The sequence below is a fragment of the Rhodococcoides trifolii genome, assembly GCF_014635345.1.
Taxonomy (GTDB): domain Bacteria; phylum Actinomycetota; class Actinomycetes; order Mycobacteriales; family Mycobacteriaceae; genus Rhodococcoides; species Rhodococcoides trifolii.
Window position 1 is genome coordinate 263,524 of the sequence record NZ_BMCU01000006.1, and the last position, 15,022, is coordinate 278,545.

Consider the following 15,022-nt stretch of genomic DNA (forward strand, 5'->3'; position numbering starts at 1 on the left):
GGTGGGTGAAGGTTCGGAAGTTCCTCCCCACCTCCACATGCTGACAGCGTCAGAGCAAGGATCGAGGCCGGAACCAAGACAGCGAGTGTCGATCTCACAAGTTCACTTTCGTCGCTAGGGAGTCGACCGTGCCGGTCGCAGACTCCGGCCTGGGCATGGCCGCAGTCCGAGTGCGGAGCGACCTTGTCCGATTTCGAATGCACCTCTCACAAGCGCTGCCCGCGTTGCTGGTGTTACAGCCGATCCATTCATAGGCGGTCGATTCCGGTTCCGATCTCAGTCGTCGTGAAACGGACTGGCGGGTTCGGGCGATATCCGCATCGTCAGGCTGACTGTTCAGCTTCCCGCTCGTGCCGTTGCGGCCGCTTCACCGAAAGTGTTCATGAACCTCAGAATCGTCTTGGCCGTTGTCACCACACTCGGGGCAGTTGCTCTGACCGGGTGCGGTAGCGACAGCACTCCAACCGTCAGCGCCACCACGTCGACCAGTACGACAGCTCCCGCCGCGTCGTCCAGCGTGGCAACGCCGATTGTCCCGTCGACGACGGTCGAGCCGGTGGTGGCGCCGGAACCGGCGCCGATTACGTTCGAATGCGGTGACTTGTCGCTGTACCAGTCCGGAACGGCGTTGTACTCGGATGGGACGACCGGCTACGAAAGCAGCTGCGACACATATGTTCCGCCCGCGCCGAAGTTCCTGTGGTACTGCGATTATCCCGAAACGGCTGTGTACACGGACGGAACCTCGTCGTCCACCGACCCGGCATGCATCAACGACGACCCTGCGCCCAGCAACCCGAATCCGGGCGGTGGGTATCCGTATATCGCCGAAGAGGATCGTAACGGTGACGGTGTGGTGAACGGGTACGAACGCTGCGGCCTTGCATGCGGGCAGGAACCGACGAGCGGGGATATTCAAACCCAGAGCGGCTGCGAGGCCGGGTACATCACCGGACCGCTGTGCGAACGCTTCGGTGGATAAACCGGGACAGGGGCCTCTTTCAGGTTCTGGACGGACTTCTACCGCCCCCCGCCACAGGATTGGAGTCAGCGGCCGCCGACGCCTGGGTTGGCAAGCACGGGTATCGAATTGGCACGAGCTACCGCGGCGGCTCGCACTGTCTTCAGCGTGGGGTAGAACGAGTTGTGTTTGTTGCCATCGAGATTGAGCGGGACGTTGAGGTGTTCGATCAGCCGGTCCTCGACTTCCCACGGCGATTCGTGTTCGATCCACGACACGTAGGCGTTGGCGGCCATCCATTGGCTGAGTTTTTGTTCTCCGATCCCGAATGTGTAGCGCTTCCCTGAGCCGTACCGACGTAGTTCGATACCGAGGTCGCTGTGCAGGAGGCACCCGAGGGTGCGTCGGAGCGTGGACCCTTCTGCGTTCCCGCTGTAGTGGGTGCGGATCCGGTGTCGGATGGTCTGGCTGCTCGGGGGTTTGCCGTTCGTCGGTGGCTTTTTCGGGCTGATGCCGGTGTAGAGCAGGGTCAGGCCGTTGCTGGTCGTGCATCCGTCGGCCGGTACTCCTGGTGAGATGTCCCGGAACCACCAGCCGTAGACGCCGGCGATCGCGGGTACGGGGGAGGGGCGGGTCAACACCGACTCGCGGGAGTGCTGAACGGCTGCGAGGTACTCGGCCGCGTGGTCCGGAACGTCCTGCATGGCGATCATGCTGACGCGCAGTGTCGATCCTGCTCGGCATCACACGCTGCGGCGTTCGCCATGAGTGAGTCGGGTCTCTGGGCGGCAACCTGAATCTTGAGCCAAGCCGTCGAACGTCGGCGGACGACCGTGAACCGTGGCGGAAATATCGCCACTGGACAACCGCATTGGGGGTCGAGTGCTCGACTCGGCCCGGATTTGTCGCGACCTGGGGAAACGTACCGCCGATTGACCGTTTCGGCCGGGTTTCACTCATGACTTACTCGCTGAAAGTCATGAGTAAGTCATGACCTACGGTGCCGTAGGTCCAAAGAAAAGGACCCTCCGACCAACGTTTCCGCTGGTCAGAGGGCCTTTTTGTGCGCCCACAGGGACTCGAACCCCGGACCCAGTGTCTACGCCGGGCGACCCTCGGTTCGTTCGTATGAACTCACGAAAGTCCGTCTGAACAGGTGTCTATTCGGTGATATTTCCCGTTGAATTCACCGGCGTTCAGGTGGATTCGCGCTGAAAGTCATGAGTAAGTGATGACCTGGCACTCGTGTGTCGAGTGCGATGGTCTCGGGTAGCGATGCTGTGTCCGGTACCGCGTTCTTCTACCGGGGTAACGGCAGAACGATAGAGTTGCTGTGCAATGGAGGGTGCCAGTCCCTACTGTTCAAGTCCGTGTTGTCGGTTCCGTGCTCGCTCCTCGAATTGGTTCCAGAACGCTTCGATGAGAGTCGAGCTTCGCTCGCTGTGGCGCGCAATGGCAATGGACCACTTCAGTTTCACACCCTCCACCCGCAGAACACGAACGTCCGTTCTGTCGTGTGCGATGAAGTCCGGGACCGCAGCGATGCCTATATCGGCGGCAACATAATTGGGGACTTTCGCAGGCTCCGCCACCTCCAGATTGACCGTTCGGCTCAGGCCAGCGGCCCGGAAGGCTTCGTCGGTGATGGTCCGATTCGTCTGGCCTGAAGGCGACTCGATCCAAATCTGAGATGCAAGATCCGCCAACTGTAGGTCGGTCCTCTCGACCAATGGATGACCAGGGGAGGCGATGAAAACAAGATCGCCTTCAGCCAGGAGCGTGCGTACGAGCCAATCGTGCACGGGCCCTGGCCGGTCGGGCAACCGATTGGCGATGAACGCAATGTCGATCTCGGAGCGGCGTAGTCGCTCGACGAGACCGGCGGTTCCGACCGAGTCCGACAACACCTCCAGTATGACGTGGGGGTTGGCGTCGCCGAACTGCTTCAACACCTTCGGTAATTCGATCGGTTCAGTGGAGCCGATCGTTCCGACGCGTAGTCGGCCGCCGATGCTGTCACCGATGTCCGACAATTCCTTTCTGGTCAGAGCTAACTGATCGACCAGGGCTTTGGCTCGGGGAACCAGAGCTCGACCGGCAGGAGTCAGCACCGCGGTACGGGCTGAGCGGTCGAACAGCGCGGCGCGCATCTCCCTCTCCAGGGCCTTGATGTTCGCACTCACGGTCGACTGCACGGTGTTGATCTCCTCGGCTGCAGCCGCGAACGTGCGCTGCTCGACAACGGCGAGGAAGGTTTCGAGGTGCCTGAAATCCACTTGTCAATGATCGCATAAAACGATCATTCAGTTCGAAAAACATCGTTAGACGAAATCGATGCGGTCGGACATGCTGTGAACTGTGAAAAGAGACTTGAATCACACTGCGACCTCATCGATACAGCTCACCCCAGACGAGCAGTCGATGCTCGACGGGGACTCGGGCGAAGCGATGAGCAAGGTGATGAAGACGCTGGTGCGGTATGGCGAGCTTTTTGGCGCTCGCCGACTGGTGCCACTCGACGGTCCAACCCATGTGGTCACCTCGATGGGGATGGCCGGACTGGAGGCTGCATTCGACTTGCTCGACACACTGATCGCGGCCGGAGCGAGGACGGTCGAGCCGTTCACGGTCGACCCACGTCCCTACGACTTCGACGCCGTGCCGTACACCGACGCCGAAATGCGCGACATCCGCGCGCTGTACCCGCATCAGGACCGGTACGAGGCACAACTGAGAGCTCTTGGACTCAAGGACGAAGACGCGTTCTCGTGTACGGCCTATCTGCCGGAGACGGGTAACACGCCGGGGGAGGGAGACATCCTCTCTTGGGCGGAGTCCTCGGCTGTGGTGTTCGCCAATTCCGTTCTGGGCGCACGTACGAACAGGAATTCCGGTCTGATCGAGTTGATGGGCGCGATCGCCGGCCGTGCGCCGGAGTTCGGTTTGTTGCTCGACTCCGGCCGACTTGCCACGTGGCAAATAGACGTGCGGACGACGGTCCTTCCGCCGGCGACCGTCCTCGGCTCGGAGATCGGTCGCCGTGTCGTCGAGGGCGTCCCGTACATCACCGGTCTGGACCGATTTTTGACCGATCTCCCTCCTGCGGCCGCCCGCGATTACCTCAAGGATTTCGGTGCGGCGACGGCATCGAGCGGTGCCGTCGGGCTTTTTCACATCGACAAGGTGACTCCAGAGGCGATTCGCCTCGGCACGACCCTGCTGGCCGGCGGATTCGCGTCCGCCGTCATCGACGACGACACGATCGTCCCCACGGCCGGTTCCGAACGCGTGTCCGAACCGCGTCGGAACACCGAACCAGAGACGGCGTTGATCGGGTGCCCTCATCTCTCACGAGAGCAGCTGAGCATGGTTGTCGACTCGATTGTCGGTTCGCTCGAAGACAATGGGAAAAGCCATGTCTCCATTCGTACGATACTCAGCACGGCGCCCCACGCCGTACGTGCGTTTCGCTCGGAACACCCCGGAAAGTACGAGCGGGCCATCGCGGCGGGCATCACGATTTCCACGTTCTGCCCCGCGTTGCACATGAATTGTCCGTCGTCCGCGGGGGCCCCCGTCATCACGAACTCGACCAAGCTGCGCACTTACACCACCAGCCGCTTCTTTCGCGACGACGTCGTATTGCATCGAATCGTCCATGGGAACGGCCAGGCGATGGAGTCCGCGAACGGAGCAACGTCGTGAGGACTTTCACGGGACGAGTCATCACGGCAGGTTCGACTCGCGGCGAATGCGTGGTGACGCGGCGAGGGTTCAACACTCTTGCAACCTATTTCGCCGGGATCGCCGCCGCGGATCCGGTTTGCCATGATCAGAACAACCCAGACCTCTACCGCAAGCAGATCGGCGGAAAGGTACTGTGTCTGACTCAGTCCATAGGGTCCACCACCGGCGGGATGATCCTGCAGTGTGCAGCGAAACTGGGCATTGCCCCGAGCGCGATGCTCTACTCCGGCCACATCGACTCGATCTCTGCAGCCGGCATCCTGCTCGCCGACATCTGGGACGGAAACCGCATAGTCGCTGTCGACCAATTGGGCGAGGATTTTCTCGATGCAGTTCGTGATGGCGTCGAAGTCGAAATTCGTTCGGACGGATCAGTTCTCGTTCACTGAGTCAAGAATTTTCACGGCTAGAGCCACCCGGCAGCCGACCACCAACCCTCGAAGGACATTCGATGACCACTCGTCTACCTCGCACAGGTCAAGGCACTGAAGCGCCGGCGAAAAGAACATCTCCGCTTCGAGTCGCACTCGCCAGTTTCATCGGAACGACGGTCGAGTACTACGACTTCTTCATATACGGCACCGCCGCCGCACTCGTGTTTCCGACATTGTTCTTCCCCGACGCCTCGCCATTGATGGGAGTACTTTTGTCCTTCGCGACGTTCGGCGTCGGGTTCCTTGCCAGACCGATCGGTGGAATCGTTTTCGGCCACTACGGCGATCGATTGGGCCGCAAGAGGATGCTCGTCATCTCGCTGGTAGGCATGGGGTCAGCGACGATCATGATGGGTCTGCTCCCCAGCTACGCACAGATCGGCGTCGCGGCACCGATACTTCTGACACTTCTACGGTTGGCTCAGGGTTTTGCGGTGGGCGGTGAGTGGGGCGGGGCCACATTGATGGCCGTCGAGCACGCACCGACGGCGCGTAAGGGTTTCTACGGATCGTTTGCCCAGATGGGCGCTCCTGCCGGAACTGCCACCGCAACGATGGCATTTCTCGCTGTATCCCAGTTGCCCGACGCTCAATTCCTGTCCTGGGGCTGGCGGCTTCCGTTTCTATTCAGTGGTGTCTTGATCGTGGTGGGGCTCGTGATTCGATTGTCTCTCTCGGAAAGTCCGGACTTCGCCGCTGTGCGAGCAAAGAACGCGGTGGTGAAAGTTCCTGCAGCCGAGGCCTGGCGGAGTCATCGGCGCGAAATCCTCCTCGTGGCGGGAACGTTCCTGAGCCAGGGCGTCTTCTCGTACATTTGCATGGCCTATCTGGTCTCCTACGGCACCTCGGTTGCCGGCATCGATCGCACGTCGACCTTGCTGGGAGTGTTCGTGGCAGGAATCGTTGCGGTGGTCCTTTACCCCGTCTTCGGGTCCCTTTCGGACCGACTGGGCCGCAAGACCATGTACCTCACCGGGGCCATTGCCATGGCGGTGACAATCTGGCCCGCCTTCAAGTTGATCGAGACCGGTGACCGGTGGCTCTTCATGGCGGCGCTGGTCATGGTGTTCGGTGTGGCCATGGCTCCGGCCGCCGGTGTGACGGGATCGCTGTTCTCGATGGTGTTCCGATCGGACGTGCGGTATTCGGGCGTGTCCATCGGCTACACGCTGTCCCAACTCATCGGATCGGCGTTCGCACCGACCATCGCGACGGCGCTGTACGCCTACTCCGGATCGAGCTCTCCCGTTGTCGCATACCTGGTTCTGGCCTCGCTGGTCTCCATCATCTGTGTCATCAAGCTCCCCGGTGGATGGGGGCGCCAGGGCGCCCGTGAGCAACTCGTCCGAGACGACGTATTGAACGGCCGCTAAGCCACCGCCAGATACTGGCACCAGTTTTGCGCCACCGCCCGTACTGGCCACTCGGCCGAGTGCGGGCGGTGTGCGGTCATGGTTGCGGTCGCGAGTGAAGCGTTCAGTGGTGCCTCAAGGGCTGTCCGAAGTCTCATGCAGGAACTCGACCTTCCGGTGGCGTTCTAGTACGCATGGCTCGCCCCTCGTGTTTGCAATTTACCGGCCCAAACCCCACTTGAACGCGACACGGATCTGGCTCTGAAATGCAGGTTCACCGACATCTACAACCATCTCCTTGCGACTACTATCTTTCCGACGCTGTAACTGGCATGCTAGTTGCAGTGATGACGATCACCCGCGAGTGTCGACGAGGCCTCGAATCCATCAACAGTTCTGAGAAGGTGCCATGCAAACCCCAGACTTGCCAGCCCCGGCGTTTCTCCCGTTTCCCGACGACGGCAGCGGTTACGACACGGACGTCATCGTCGTCGGGCTCGGGCCGGCCGGCGGCACAGCCGCGCTCGCCCTCGCGACCTACGGAGTGCGCGTACATGCGGTCTCGATGTTCCCCTGGGTAGCCAACTCGCCTCGCGCGCACATCACGAACCAGCGTGCGGCCGAGGTCCTGCGTGATCTAGGGGTCGAGGAGGAAGCGCGGCGGTACGCGACCCCGTGGGATCAGATGGGCGACACTCTGTTCACCACGAGTCTGGCCGGTGAGGAGATCGTTCGCCTGCAGACCTGGGGGACGGGCGATTTGCGCTACGGCGACTACTTGGCCGGCAGTCCCTGTGCGATGTTGGACATTCCGCAGCCCCTCATGGAGCCGGTGATGATCAAGAACGCGGCCGAGCGCGGCGCCATCATCAGTTTCCACACCGAGTATCTTGGCCACACTCAAGACGAGGACGGGGTGACCGTCCGCCTCCGCGATGTTCGGTCGGGCCACGTGTTCGAGCAGCGTGCGCGGTATCTGCTCGGCTTCGACGGCGCGCGATCGAAGATTGCCGAGGAGCTCGATCTGCCGTTCGAAGGTGAGTTGGCCCGAGCGGGAACGGCGTACATCCTCTTCAACGCCGACTTGAGCAAGTACGTCGCGCACCGCCCCAGCATCTTGCACTGGATTATGAACTCCAAAGCCGGGTTCGGCGAGATCGGCATGGGACTTCTGCGTGCGATCAAGCCGTGGAATCAGTGGATCGCCGGGTGGGGTTTCGATATGGCGGACGGTCGACCCGATGTGTCCGATGAGACCGTCATCGAGCAGATTCGCACTCTCGTCGGAGATCCTGATCTCCAGATCGAGATCGAGGCGCGGTCGTTCTGGTACGTCAATCAGCAGTACGCCAACCATTATCAGTCCGGCCGGGTGTTCTGCGGCGGGGATGCCGTACACCGTCACCCACCGAGCAGCGGTCTGGGCTCGAACACATCCGTACAGGATGCATTCAACATCGCCTGGAAGATCGCCTTCGCTGTGAAGGGATATGCCGGGAAAGAGTTGCTCGAGACCTACTCGCCCGAGCGAGTGCCGGTCGGCAAGCAGATCGTCGCCAGGGCCAATCAATCACGCAAAGACTATGCAGGACTACGGGAATGGTTCGACACCGACAGCGAGGACCCCGTACGCGACGGATTGGACAAGCTGAAGGACCCGTCACCCGAGGGTGTCGCCCGCCGCGAACGTCTGTACGAGGCGTTGGAGCACAAGAACACCGAATTCAACGCCCACGGAGTCGAACTCAACCAGCGGTACGAATCGACCGCCGTCGTGCCGGACCCCGATCTCGTGGACGAGCAGTGGGAAAACGACCGAGAACTGTACCTACAGGCCACCACCCGCCCCGGAGCAAAACTCCCGCACGCCTGGTTGGTCGGTGCCGACGGCCGTCGGGTCTCGACACTCGACGTGACCGGCAAAGGAATGATGACGCTGCTGACGGGGATCGGTGGGCAGGCGTGGAAGCACGCCGCCGAGTCGCTCGACTTGCCGTACCTCCGAACGATCGTCGTCGGCGAGCCGGGCACGATAGACCCCTACGGATACTGGCGCCGAGTCCGCGAAGTCCACGAAGCAGGTGCGATCTTGGTCCGCCCCGACGGCTACGTTGCATGGCGCCACGTCGGGCCCGTCTGGGACGACACCGAGGCGCGCACGACCTTGGAGCACGCTCTGGGAAGTGTTCTGGGGCGTCCGGCCGATACCCGCGGCGGCACCGACTCCGTCGACGCGGACTCGGGCCGAGTGGCCGAGTCCCAGTACAGCACCGCGCCGGCGCCGATCACCGTCCCTCAGGCAACACCAGAGGACGCCCTCACTTCCGCGTCCGGCAGCTGAACGAACCGACATGAGAACACAATCGAAGGAAGGCGCATTCACATGACACGCCCGTACACCAGTGTGTGGAACGACTTGAACCAGGTCGAGTTCTCGCAAGGCTTTCTTCAGGCAGGTCCCTACCGGACTCGCTACCTGCACGCGGGCGACAGCTCGAAGCCCACACTCCTTCTGCTGCACGGCATCACCGGCCACGGCGAAGCCTACGTCCGCAATCTCGCAGTGCACGCAGAGCACTTCGACGTCTGGGCATTGGACTTCATCGGTCACGGTTACTCCACCAAACCGGACCATCCCTTGGAGATCGAGCACTACCTCGACCAGATCCAGTACGTACTCGACACACTGGGCACTCAGAAGGCCTACTTCAGCGGGGAGTCGCTCGGCGGGTGGGTCACCGCGCGGCTCGCCGCGTCGCACCCGGACCGCGTCGAGCGCATCGCGCTCAACACGATGGGCGGCACGATGGCCAACCCCAAGGTGATGGAACGGCTGTACACGCTGTCGATGGAAGCTGCGAAAGACCCCAGCTGGGAACGCGTCAAGGCGCGGCTCGAATGGCTGATGGCGGATCCGACCATGGTGACTGACGACCTGATCAGGACTCGACAGGCGATATTCCAGCAGCCGGACTGGCTCGAAGCGTGCAAGATGAACATGGCGTTGCAGGACCCGGAGGTCCGCGCGCGGAACATGATCACTGACGACGAACTCCGGTCGATCCAAGCCGAAGCGTTGGTCGTCTGGACCACCAAGGACCCCTCCGGGCCGGTGGACGAGGGCGAGAGAATCGCCTCGCTCATCCCGAACGCACGGCTCGCCGTCATCGAAAATTGCGGCCATTGGCCACAATACGAAGACGCAGCGACGTTCAACCGGATCCACCTCGACTTCCTGTTGGGGCGCGACCAGGCTGCATCTGGCGACACCCGTGTCACCGCAGGGACGCAGTGACCGTGTCGCTGGCACTGCTCGCCATGAGTCACAGCCCGCTCCTCGAACACGCCGAGCTACCGGGCGACGTCTCGGCGGAGCTGCAGGCAGCGTTCGACACGGCGCGGACGTTCGTCCACGACTTCGATCCGGACATCATCGTCAATTTCGCGCCCGATCACTACAACGGCTTCTTCTACACGCTGATGCCGGCGTTCTGCATCGGGTACGCGGCCGAGAGCATCGGCGATTACGGCAGCCAGGCCGGCCGGCTCGACGTGCCCGAGGATCTCGCGCGCAGTATCGCCGAGCACGTCTTGGGCGACGGCATCGATCTGACGGTGTCGTTGGACATGCAAGTCGACCACGGTGCGGTTCAGCCGATGGAGTTGATGTACAGCGACATTGGGGCCAAACCCGTCGTGCCGGTGTTCATAAATTCCGTGGCGCCCCCGTTCACGCCCGTCCAGCGGATCCGTCTGTTGGGCGAGTCCATCGGTCGGTATCTGTCGACGATGGATCAGAAGGTGTTGGTCATTTCCTCCGGCGGTCTTTCGCACGATCCGCCGGTGCCGAGACTGGCGACGGCCAACTCGGAGCAGCGAAAGGCTTTGATGGGTACCGGGGGGCCCATCTCGGCGGAGGCTCGCGCCGCTCGTCAGCAGCGCGTGATCGACGCAGCACGGGATTTCGCTGCGGGTACCGCGGACATTCAAGACCTTGCGCCGCAGTGGGATCAGGATCTGATGCGCATCCTCGCCTCCGGCGACCTCACACCACTGGACGACTTCTCGCCGGATGAGATGACCAGAATCGCCGGCAACTCCTCGCACGAGGTGCGGACCTGGATCGCCGGTTACGCCGCCATGTCCGCGGCCGGCGATTACGAGGTCGAGTACAGCTACTACCGGCCGATCAGGGAACTCATCGCCGGATTCGGAATGACGACCGTCGTTCAACGCTGATCCGACCGAATTTTGATCGGAGCCCGGACACATTGCGTCGCAGCGCGATATGTCCGGGCTGTCGATCGTCGGGTGGCGTCAGCCTGCGAGGTTTCGACTCGCGGATTCATGTCGAATAACCTCGACCGTGCCCACGATGTGGTGTTCCATTGCTTCTCGCGCCCACCGTGCATTGCCTGCGCGGATGGCCTCGGAGATGCTGCGGTGATCGTGCTGACGATCGTCCAACGCACTCGAGAGCGGATTGTCGACTCCCGCAGTGTTGATCAAGAAATCCGACAGATCCCACATGCGCTGTGACGTCTCGGCCATGATGCGTGAGTGCGCCATGGCGTGAATGACGGCGTGGAAGTTGCGGTTCTGCACTCGGTAGCCGTGGGCGCGTACGGCCCCGTCGTCCGAGGAGATCAGGCCATCGACGTTCGCGGACACGGCGTCGAGGTCGCGAAGTTGGGCGTCGGTGCGCCGGAGCGCAGCAACCCCGGCGATCGTGCCTTCGAACCCGCCGAACAGGGTGAAGAAGTCCTCGACTTCCTGGCGAGAGTACGAAACCACCTGCACGCCGACCTGCGGCACGATGTCGACCAGCTTGTCGCTCGACAACCGCCTGAGAGCGTCCATGACCGGTTGTTTGCTGACACCGAATTCCTGCCGTATGGACTCCACGACGATCTTCTCGCCGGCGGCATACGCGCCTTCTAGGAGACGTCCCTTGAGCGTGTCGTAGAGCACCGAGGAGAGCCTGGCGCCGGTGAGTCGCACACTGGCCACCGCCGCGGCGGTGGCCTCGTCGGCTCGGTCCTGCGCTGCGTCCGACGCGGTCATGGTGCAGTGATCACTGGGGTCAACAGTGGACCGGATGCGGCGCGCATCGAGGAAAATCGGGGCTGCGTCTGGTGAACAGTCATGAACCGAACCTTCCTGAGAATGCATGACTTTCGAATTCTAGCTTCCGTATGCCGCATCTTCCTGCACCCGAATTGGAAGGCTAGCATTCTATTACCTGCCCAGTGATGAATCATCTAGAGCCCCGAGCTCGTAGTGCCAACCGAGTAGCAAAGATTCGCAACGAATGCCTGGTTCGCAGAGTTCTGCGTCTACCGCTGTGGATGTGTCGTGACTCGGCGCTCGCTCGCCGGACTTCCATCCTTATTGGCTTGCTTCCGCGGAAGTCGCCAGCCGTTCGGTATGGACGCCGCTAGCTCGGCGGCCCGGTGTGTTCTCGATCGCTGGCATCTCACCCTTGTGGTCTGGATCACCGTCGGTTATCGTGATCTGGAACGCTAGCATTCCAGCTGTGGTTGGGATTGTTCCGACTGACGGGTCGGAGCGGGCGTATCCGTCTCGACCACCGTCGGCAACGCTGCCGAGTCCGTAAGGAGAGTCAAGCCACATGGAATTCAGCATCGGAACGTGCGCCAAGATCGACCAAGTCTCGATGGTCAAACAAGCCGAAGATCTCGGCGTCACCCACTTCGGCGTCGGAGAGGGGCCATTGCTGTTCAGCGACCCGTACCAGTTCTTGGCGTTGGCCGCCCGTGAAACGAGCACGATCAAGCTGGGCACCATGGTGACCAACCCGCTCACCAGAATCGCCCCCGTCACCGCCAACTCGATGGCCACACTCAACGCGCTGGCTCCGGGCCGGACCTACCTCGGTATCGGCACCGCGAACAACGCCCTACGCTCGATGGGCAACCGCACCGCCAAGATCACCGAACTGATGCACGCCATCGAAGTGTCGCGAGATCTGATGGCCGGGAAGCGAACCGTGCACAAGTGGCTCGGGCAGGAACGCGAGGTCGAGTTCCTCGACAAGGAAAGCGGCTTCTACAACGTCAAGGACCACATCCCGATCTGGGTCGCCGCCGGCGGACCGAGAGGTCTGGCAGAAGCAGTCAAATACGCCGACGCCATCGTCTACTGCCTCGGTCCGAACCCCGACATGATCAAACTGATCCGTACCCGCCTCGACGAGGCCGTCGCCAACGCGGGTCGCGCGCCGGGCTCGGTGAAACTGGTATCCCTGTCGTGGTTCTACCAACTCGAGAACGGCGAGACCTGGGAAGACGGAGTCACCAACGGCTTCGGCTCCGGTCCGATCAGCTCGTGCATCACCAACTCCGGCTTGATGAACAACCACCGCGACGTGCTCGGCGATTCCATCGTCGACGCCTCCATCACCGCGGCTCAGCAGTACCTCGGAGACCCGACCGCTGCCGATCAGCCGCACTACCTCGACACCTGGGCGAAATATCTGCGCGGCCTCGACCCGAAACATCGACCGATCATCACCAAGGAACTGGTCGACTACTGGTGCCTGTACGGATCACCCGCCGAACTCCGGGAAAAGACCTCGCTGATGCTCGAATCCGGCGTCGACATCACCCAGGTGTTCCTGTCGAATCCGTTCACCGCGCAACGCGACATCGACAACATCGGCCGTTCCATCCTCGCCCACGCCTGAACTACACACTCGCACAGACATTCTCAGGAGAACCACAATGGAGCTCGACCCCCGCACCACCGCACTGATCGTCGTACACGCCCAAGGCGATGTCGTCGGACCCGACGGCGCATTCGCGGACTTCTTCTACAACCAGGTCGTCGAACGAGACGTCATCGCCAAGATCGCCGGTCTCGCAGACCAGATACGCGACGCGGGCGGCACCGTCGTCTTCACTCGCGTCGCCTGGAAGCCCGATCTGTCGGACCTCGAGGTCAACTCCCCGATCCTCGGCATCGTGCAGCAGTCCGGCTGCCTGCAGGAGGGCGCCCCGCTCGCCGAGATCGTCGAACCGCTGACCCCGAAAGACGGCGACGTCGTCGTGACGCATCAGCGCGTCGGCGGCTTCCAGAACAGCACCCTCGAAGACACCCTCCGGTCGAAGGGCATCACGACAACGGTATTCGCCGGCGTCGCGACCAACTTCTCCGTCGAAGGAACTGCCCGCAACGCAAGCGATCTCGGGTACCGAGTCGTCGTCGTCGACGACGCCTGCTCGGCCGCGACACCCGAATCGCACGCTGCCAGTATCGAATCGCTCGGCCTGCTGGCCGAAATCGTCACCATCTCCGACGTCACCACTGCCCTCAGCTCCGCCGCGAGCCACGCATGAGCGGCACCGCACGATCCGAATTGCCCGAACACAGAACCCACGCAGGAGTAGCACAGTGACGACCGACATGCTGGTGGCCAGGCTGCACGAGATCAACCAGCCCATGACCCTCGAGTACGTTCCCATCCCCACCCCCCGCCCGACCGACGTGGTCGTCCAGGTCAAGGCCTGCAACGTCGTTCCGAACCTGCGCAACGTCCTCGCCACCTACGCCGAATGGTTCCCCTACCTCCCGTTGCCGAAGCTTCCTGCCGTGTTCGGCCTCGACTCCGCCGGTGTGGTCTCCGCAGTCGGCGAACACGTCACCGACGTTATGGTCGGCGACCGCGTCTACGTCAACCCGGGACTCTCGTGTGGCGCCTGCCGGGCGTGCCGCGAGGGTCAGGACCAGAACTGCGACAAGTACACCTTCATGGGCTACTTCGCATTCGGCGCCGAGGGCCAGAAGCTGTTCGACGCCTACCCGTACGGGGGACTGGGGGAATACCTGACCGCGCCGCAGCGCAACCTGGTGAAACTCCCGGACTCGGTCAGCTTCGAGGAAGGCGCCCGTTTCGGCTACCTCGGCACCTCCTTCTCCGCTCTCCGCAAAGCCGGCGCCGGACCGGGCAAGACGGTGCTCATCGACGGCATCTCCGGAACCCTCGGCCTCGGCGCCTGCCTGAACGCCCTGGCATTCGGCGTCACCAAAATCTTCGGAACCGGCCGCAACGCAGAACTTCTCGCCGACGTCAAAGCCATCGCACCCGACCGCATCGAAGTCCTTCCGATCGGCGACGGCAACCTCGGGGACTGGCTCCGCGAACACAATGGCGGCGACGGCGCCGACATCGTCATCAGCTCGGTCGGGCCGGGTGCTCCCGCCGAATCGATCACCGACGCGCTCGCGACCCTGCGCCGCGGAGGCATCGCCGTCGACATCGGCGGCATGATGGAAAAGTCGGCGCTGGACCTCTTTTCGATGATGTGCTCTCAGATCTCCGTCCTGGGAAGCCTCTGGTTCTCCACCGCCGAAGCGCAGGACATGGCGGACCTCGCCTCGACCGGCATGCTCGACCTCTCGGTGTTCGAACACCACACATTCCCTCTCGAGAAGATCAACGAAGCCCTCGACGACCTCCCCGCCCGCCACGGCGGATTCACCAATTTCATCAGCGTGCCCTGACCCGC

13 protein-coding genes are annotated in these 15,022 nt (G+C 62.3%); 10 read left to right on the forward strand and 3 right to left on the reverse strand.

Annotated elements, in window-relative coordinates; translation table 11 throughout:
* The first annotated feature begins 382 nt into the window (after positions 1-382).
* Positions 383-982 (forward strand): hypothetical protein, encoded by a 600-nt coding sequence (locus tag IEW02_RS23140; protein WP_229746258.1) that lies wholly within the window; start codon positions 383-385, stop codon positions 980-982.
* Positions 983-1,047: 65 nt separating this feature from the next.
* Here the strand turns inward: IEW02_RS23140 and IEW02_RS23145 are convergent, their stop codons facing one another.
* A complete protein-coding gene (locus IEW02_RS23145; protein WP_229746259.1) occupies positions 1,048-1,674 on the reverse strand; it encodes a GIY-YIG nuclease family protein in 627 nt (208 codons plus the stop codon).
* A 642-nt stretch (positions 1,675-2,316) separates the two neighbouring features.
* Positions 2,317-3,237, reverse strand: a complete 921-nt coding sequence (locus IEW02_RS23150) for a LysR family transcriptional regulator (protein WP_188547427.1) — start codon at positions 3,235-3,237, stop codon at positions 2,317-2,319.
* An 82-nt stretch (positions 3,238-3,319) separates the two neighbouring features.
* On the opposite strand from IEW02_RS23150, the gene IEW02_RS23155 reads away from it, so the two are divergent.
* The 6 genes from IEW02_RS23155 to IEW02_RS23180 all read left to right on the forward strand — a co-directional run bounded on the left by IEW02_RS23155 (position 3,320) and on the right by IEW02_RS23180 (position 10,733).
* A complete protein-coding gene (locus tag IEW02_RS23155; RefSeq protein WP_268236780.1) occupies positions 3,320-4,666 on the forward strand; it encodes an aconitase X in 1,347 nt (448 codons plus the stop codon).
* Positions 4,663-5,097 (forward strand): aconitase X swivel domain-containing protein, encoded by a 435-nt coding sequence (locus IEW02_RS23160; protein ID WP_188547429.1) that lies wholly within the window; start codon positions 4,663-4,665, stop codon positions 5,095-5,097. The genes IEW02_RS23155 and IEW02_RS23160 overlap by 4 nt, the downstream gene beginning before the upstream one ends.
* A gap of 62 nt (positions 5,098-5,159) precedes the next feature.
* Complete coding sequence (locus IEW02_RS23165) at positions 5,160-6,515, forward strand: MFS transporter (RefSeq protein ID WP_188547432.1); 1,356 nt, start codon at positions 5,160-5,162, stop codon at positions 6,513-6,515.
* 388 nt (positions 6,516-6,903) lie between these two features.
* Entirely contained in the window at positions 6,904-8,835 is a 1,932-nt protein-coding gene (locus tag IEW02_RS23170) for an FAD-dependent monooxygenase (protein WP_188547434.1), read from the forward strand.
* Positions 8,836-8,877: 42 nt separating this feature from the next.
* Entirely contained in the window at positions 8,878-9,789 is a 912-nt protein-coding gene (locus tag IEW02_RS23175) for an alpha/beta fold hydrolase (RefSeq protein WP_188547436.1), read from the forward strand.
* A 2-nt stretch (positions 9,790-9,791) separates the two neighbouring features.
* Entirely contained in the window at positions 9,792-10,733 is a 942-nt protein-coding gene (locus tag IEW02_RS23180) for a 3-carboxyethylcatechol 2,3-dioxygenase (protein WP_188547663.1), read from the forward strand.
* Positions 10,734-10,811: 78 nt separating this feature from the next.
* On the opposite strand, the gene IEW02_RS23185 is transcribed toward IEW02_RS23180, so the two are convergent.
* Positions 10,812-11,558 (reverse strand): GntR family transcriptional regulator, encoded by a 747-nt coding sequence (locus tag IEW02_RS23185; protein ID WP_188547438.1) that lies wholly within the window; start codon positions 11,556-11,558, stop codon positions 10,812-10,814.
* 568 nt (positions 11,559-12,126) lie between these two features.
* Here IEW02_RS23185 and IEW02_RS23190 point away from each other — a divergent pair.
* The 3 genes from IEW02_RS23190 to IEW02_RS23200 all read left to right on the forward strand — a co-directional run bounded on the left by IEW02_RS23190 (position 12,127) and on the right by IEW02_RS23200 (position 15,017).
* Entirely contained in the window at positions 12,127-13,200 is a 1,074-nt protein-coding gene (locus IEW02_RS23190) for an LLM class flavin-dependent oxidoreductase (protein WP_188547440.1), read from the forward strand.
* Between the two features lie 37 nt (positions 13,201-13,237).
* Positions 13,238-13,852 (forward strand): cysteine hydrolase family protein, encoded by a 615-nt coding sequence (locus tag IEW02_RS23195; protein ID WP_188547442.1) that lies wholly within the window; start codon positions 13,238-13,240, stop codon positions 13,850-13,852.
* Between the two features lie 67 nt (positions 13,853-13,919).
* Positions 13,920-15,017, forward strand: coding sequence for an alcohol dehydrogenase catalytic domain-containing protein (locus tag IEW02_RS23200; RefSeq protein ID WP_371829992.1), 1,098 nt, complete (start codon positions 13,920-13,922; stop codon positions 15,015-15,017).
* Positions 15,018-15,022: the final 5 nt, after the last annotated feature.

What these genes read in the sequence shown, in the direction of transcription:
- IEW02_RS23140 (WP_229746258.1), top strand. Translation starts at nt 383, where the DNA reads ATGAACCTCAGAATCGTCTTGGCCGTTGTCACCACACTCGGGGCAGTT.
- IEW02_RS23145 (WP_229746259.1), bottom strand. Translation starts at nt 1,674, where the DNA reads ATGATCGCCATGCAGGACGTTCCGGACCACGCGGCCGAGTACCTCGCA.
- IEW02_RS23165 (WP_188547432.1), top strand. Translation starts at nt 5,160, where the DNA reads ATGACCACTCGTCTACCTCGCACAGGTCAAGGCACTGAAGCGCCGGCG.
- IEW02_RS23170 (WP_188547434.1), top strand. Translation starts at nt 6,904, where the DNA reads ATGCAAACCCCAGACTTGCCAGCCCCGGCGTTTCTCCCGTTTCCCGAC.
- IEW02_RS23175 (WP_188547436.1), top strand. Translation starts at nt 8,878, where the DNA reads ATGACACGCCCGTACACCAGTGTGTGGAACGACTTGAACCAGGTCGAG.
- IEW02_RS23185 (WP_188547438.1), bottom strand. Translation starts at nt 11,558, where the DNA reads ATGACCGCGTCGGACGCAGCGCAGGACCGAGCCGACGAGGCCACCGCC.
- IEW02_RS23190 (WP_188547440.1), top strand. Translation starts at nt 12,127, where the DNA reads ATGGAATTCAGCATCGGAACGTGCGCCAAGATCGACCAAGTCTCGATG.
- IEW02_RS23195 (WP_188547442.1), top strand. Translation starts at nt 13,238, where the DNA reads ATGGAGCTCGACCCCCGCACCACCGCACTGATCGTCGTACACGCCCAA.
- IEW02_RS23200 (WP_371829992.1), top strand. Translation starts at nt 13,920, where the DNA reads ATGCTGGTGGCCAGGCTGCACGAGATCAACCAGCCCATGACCCTCGAG.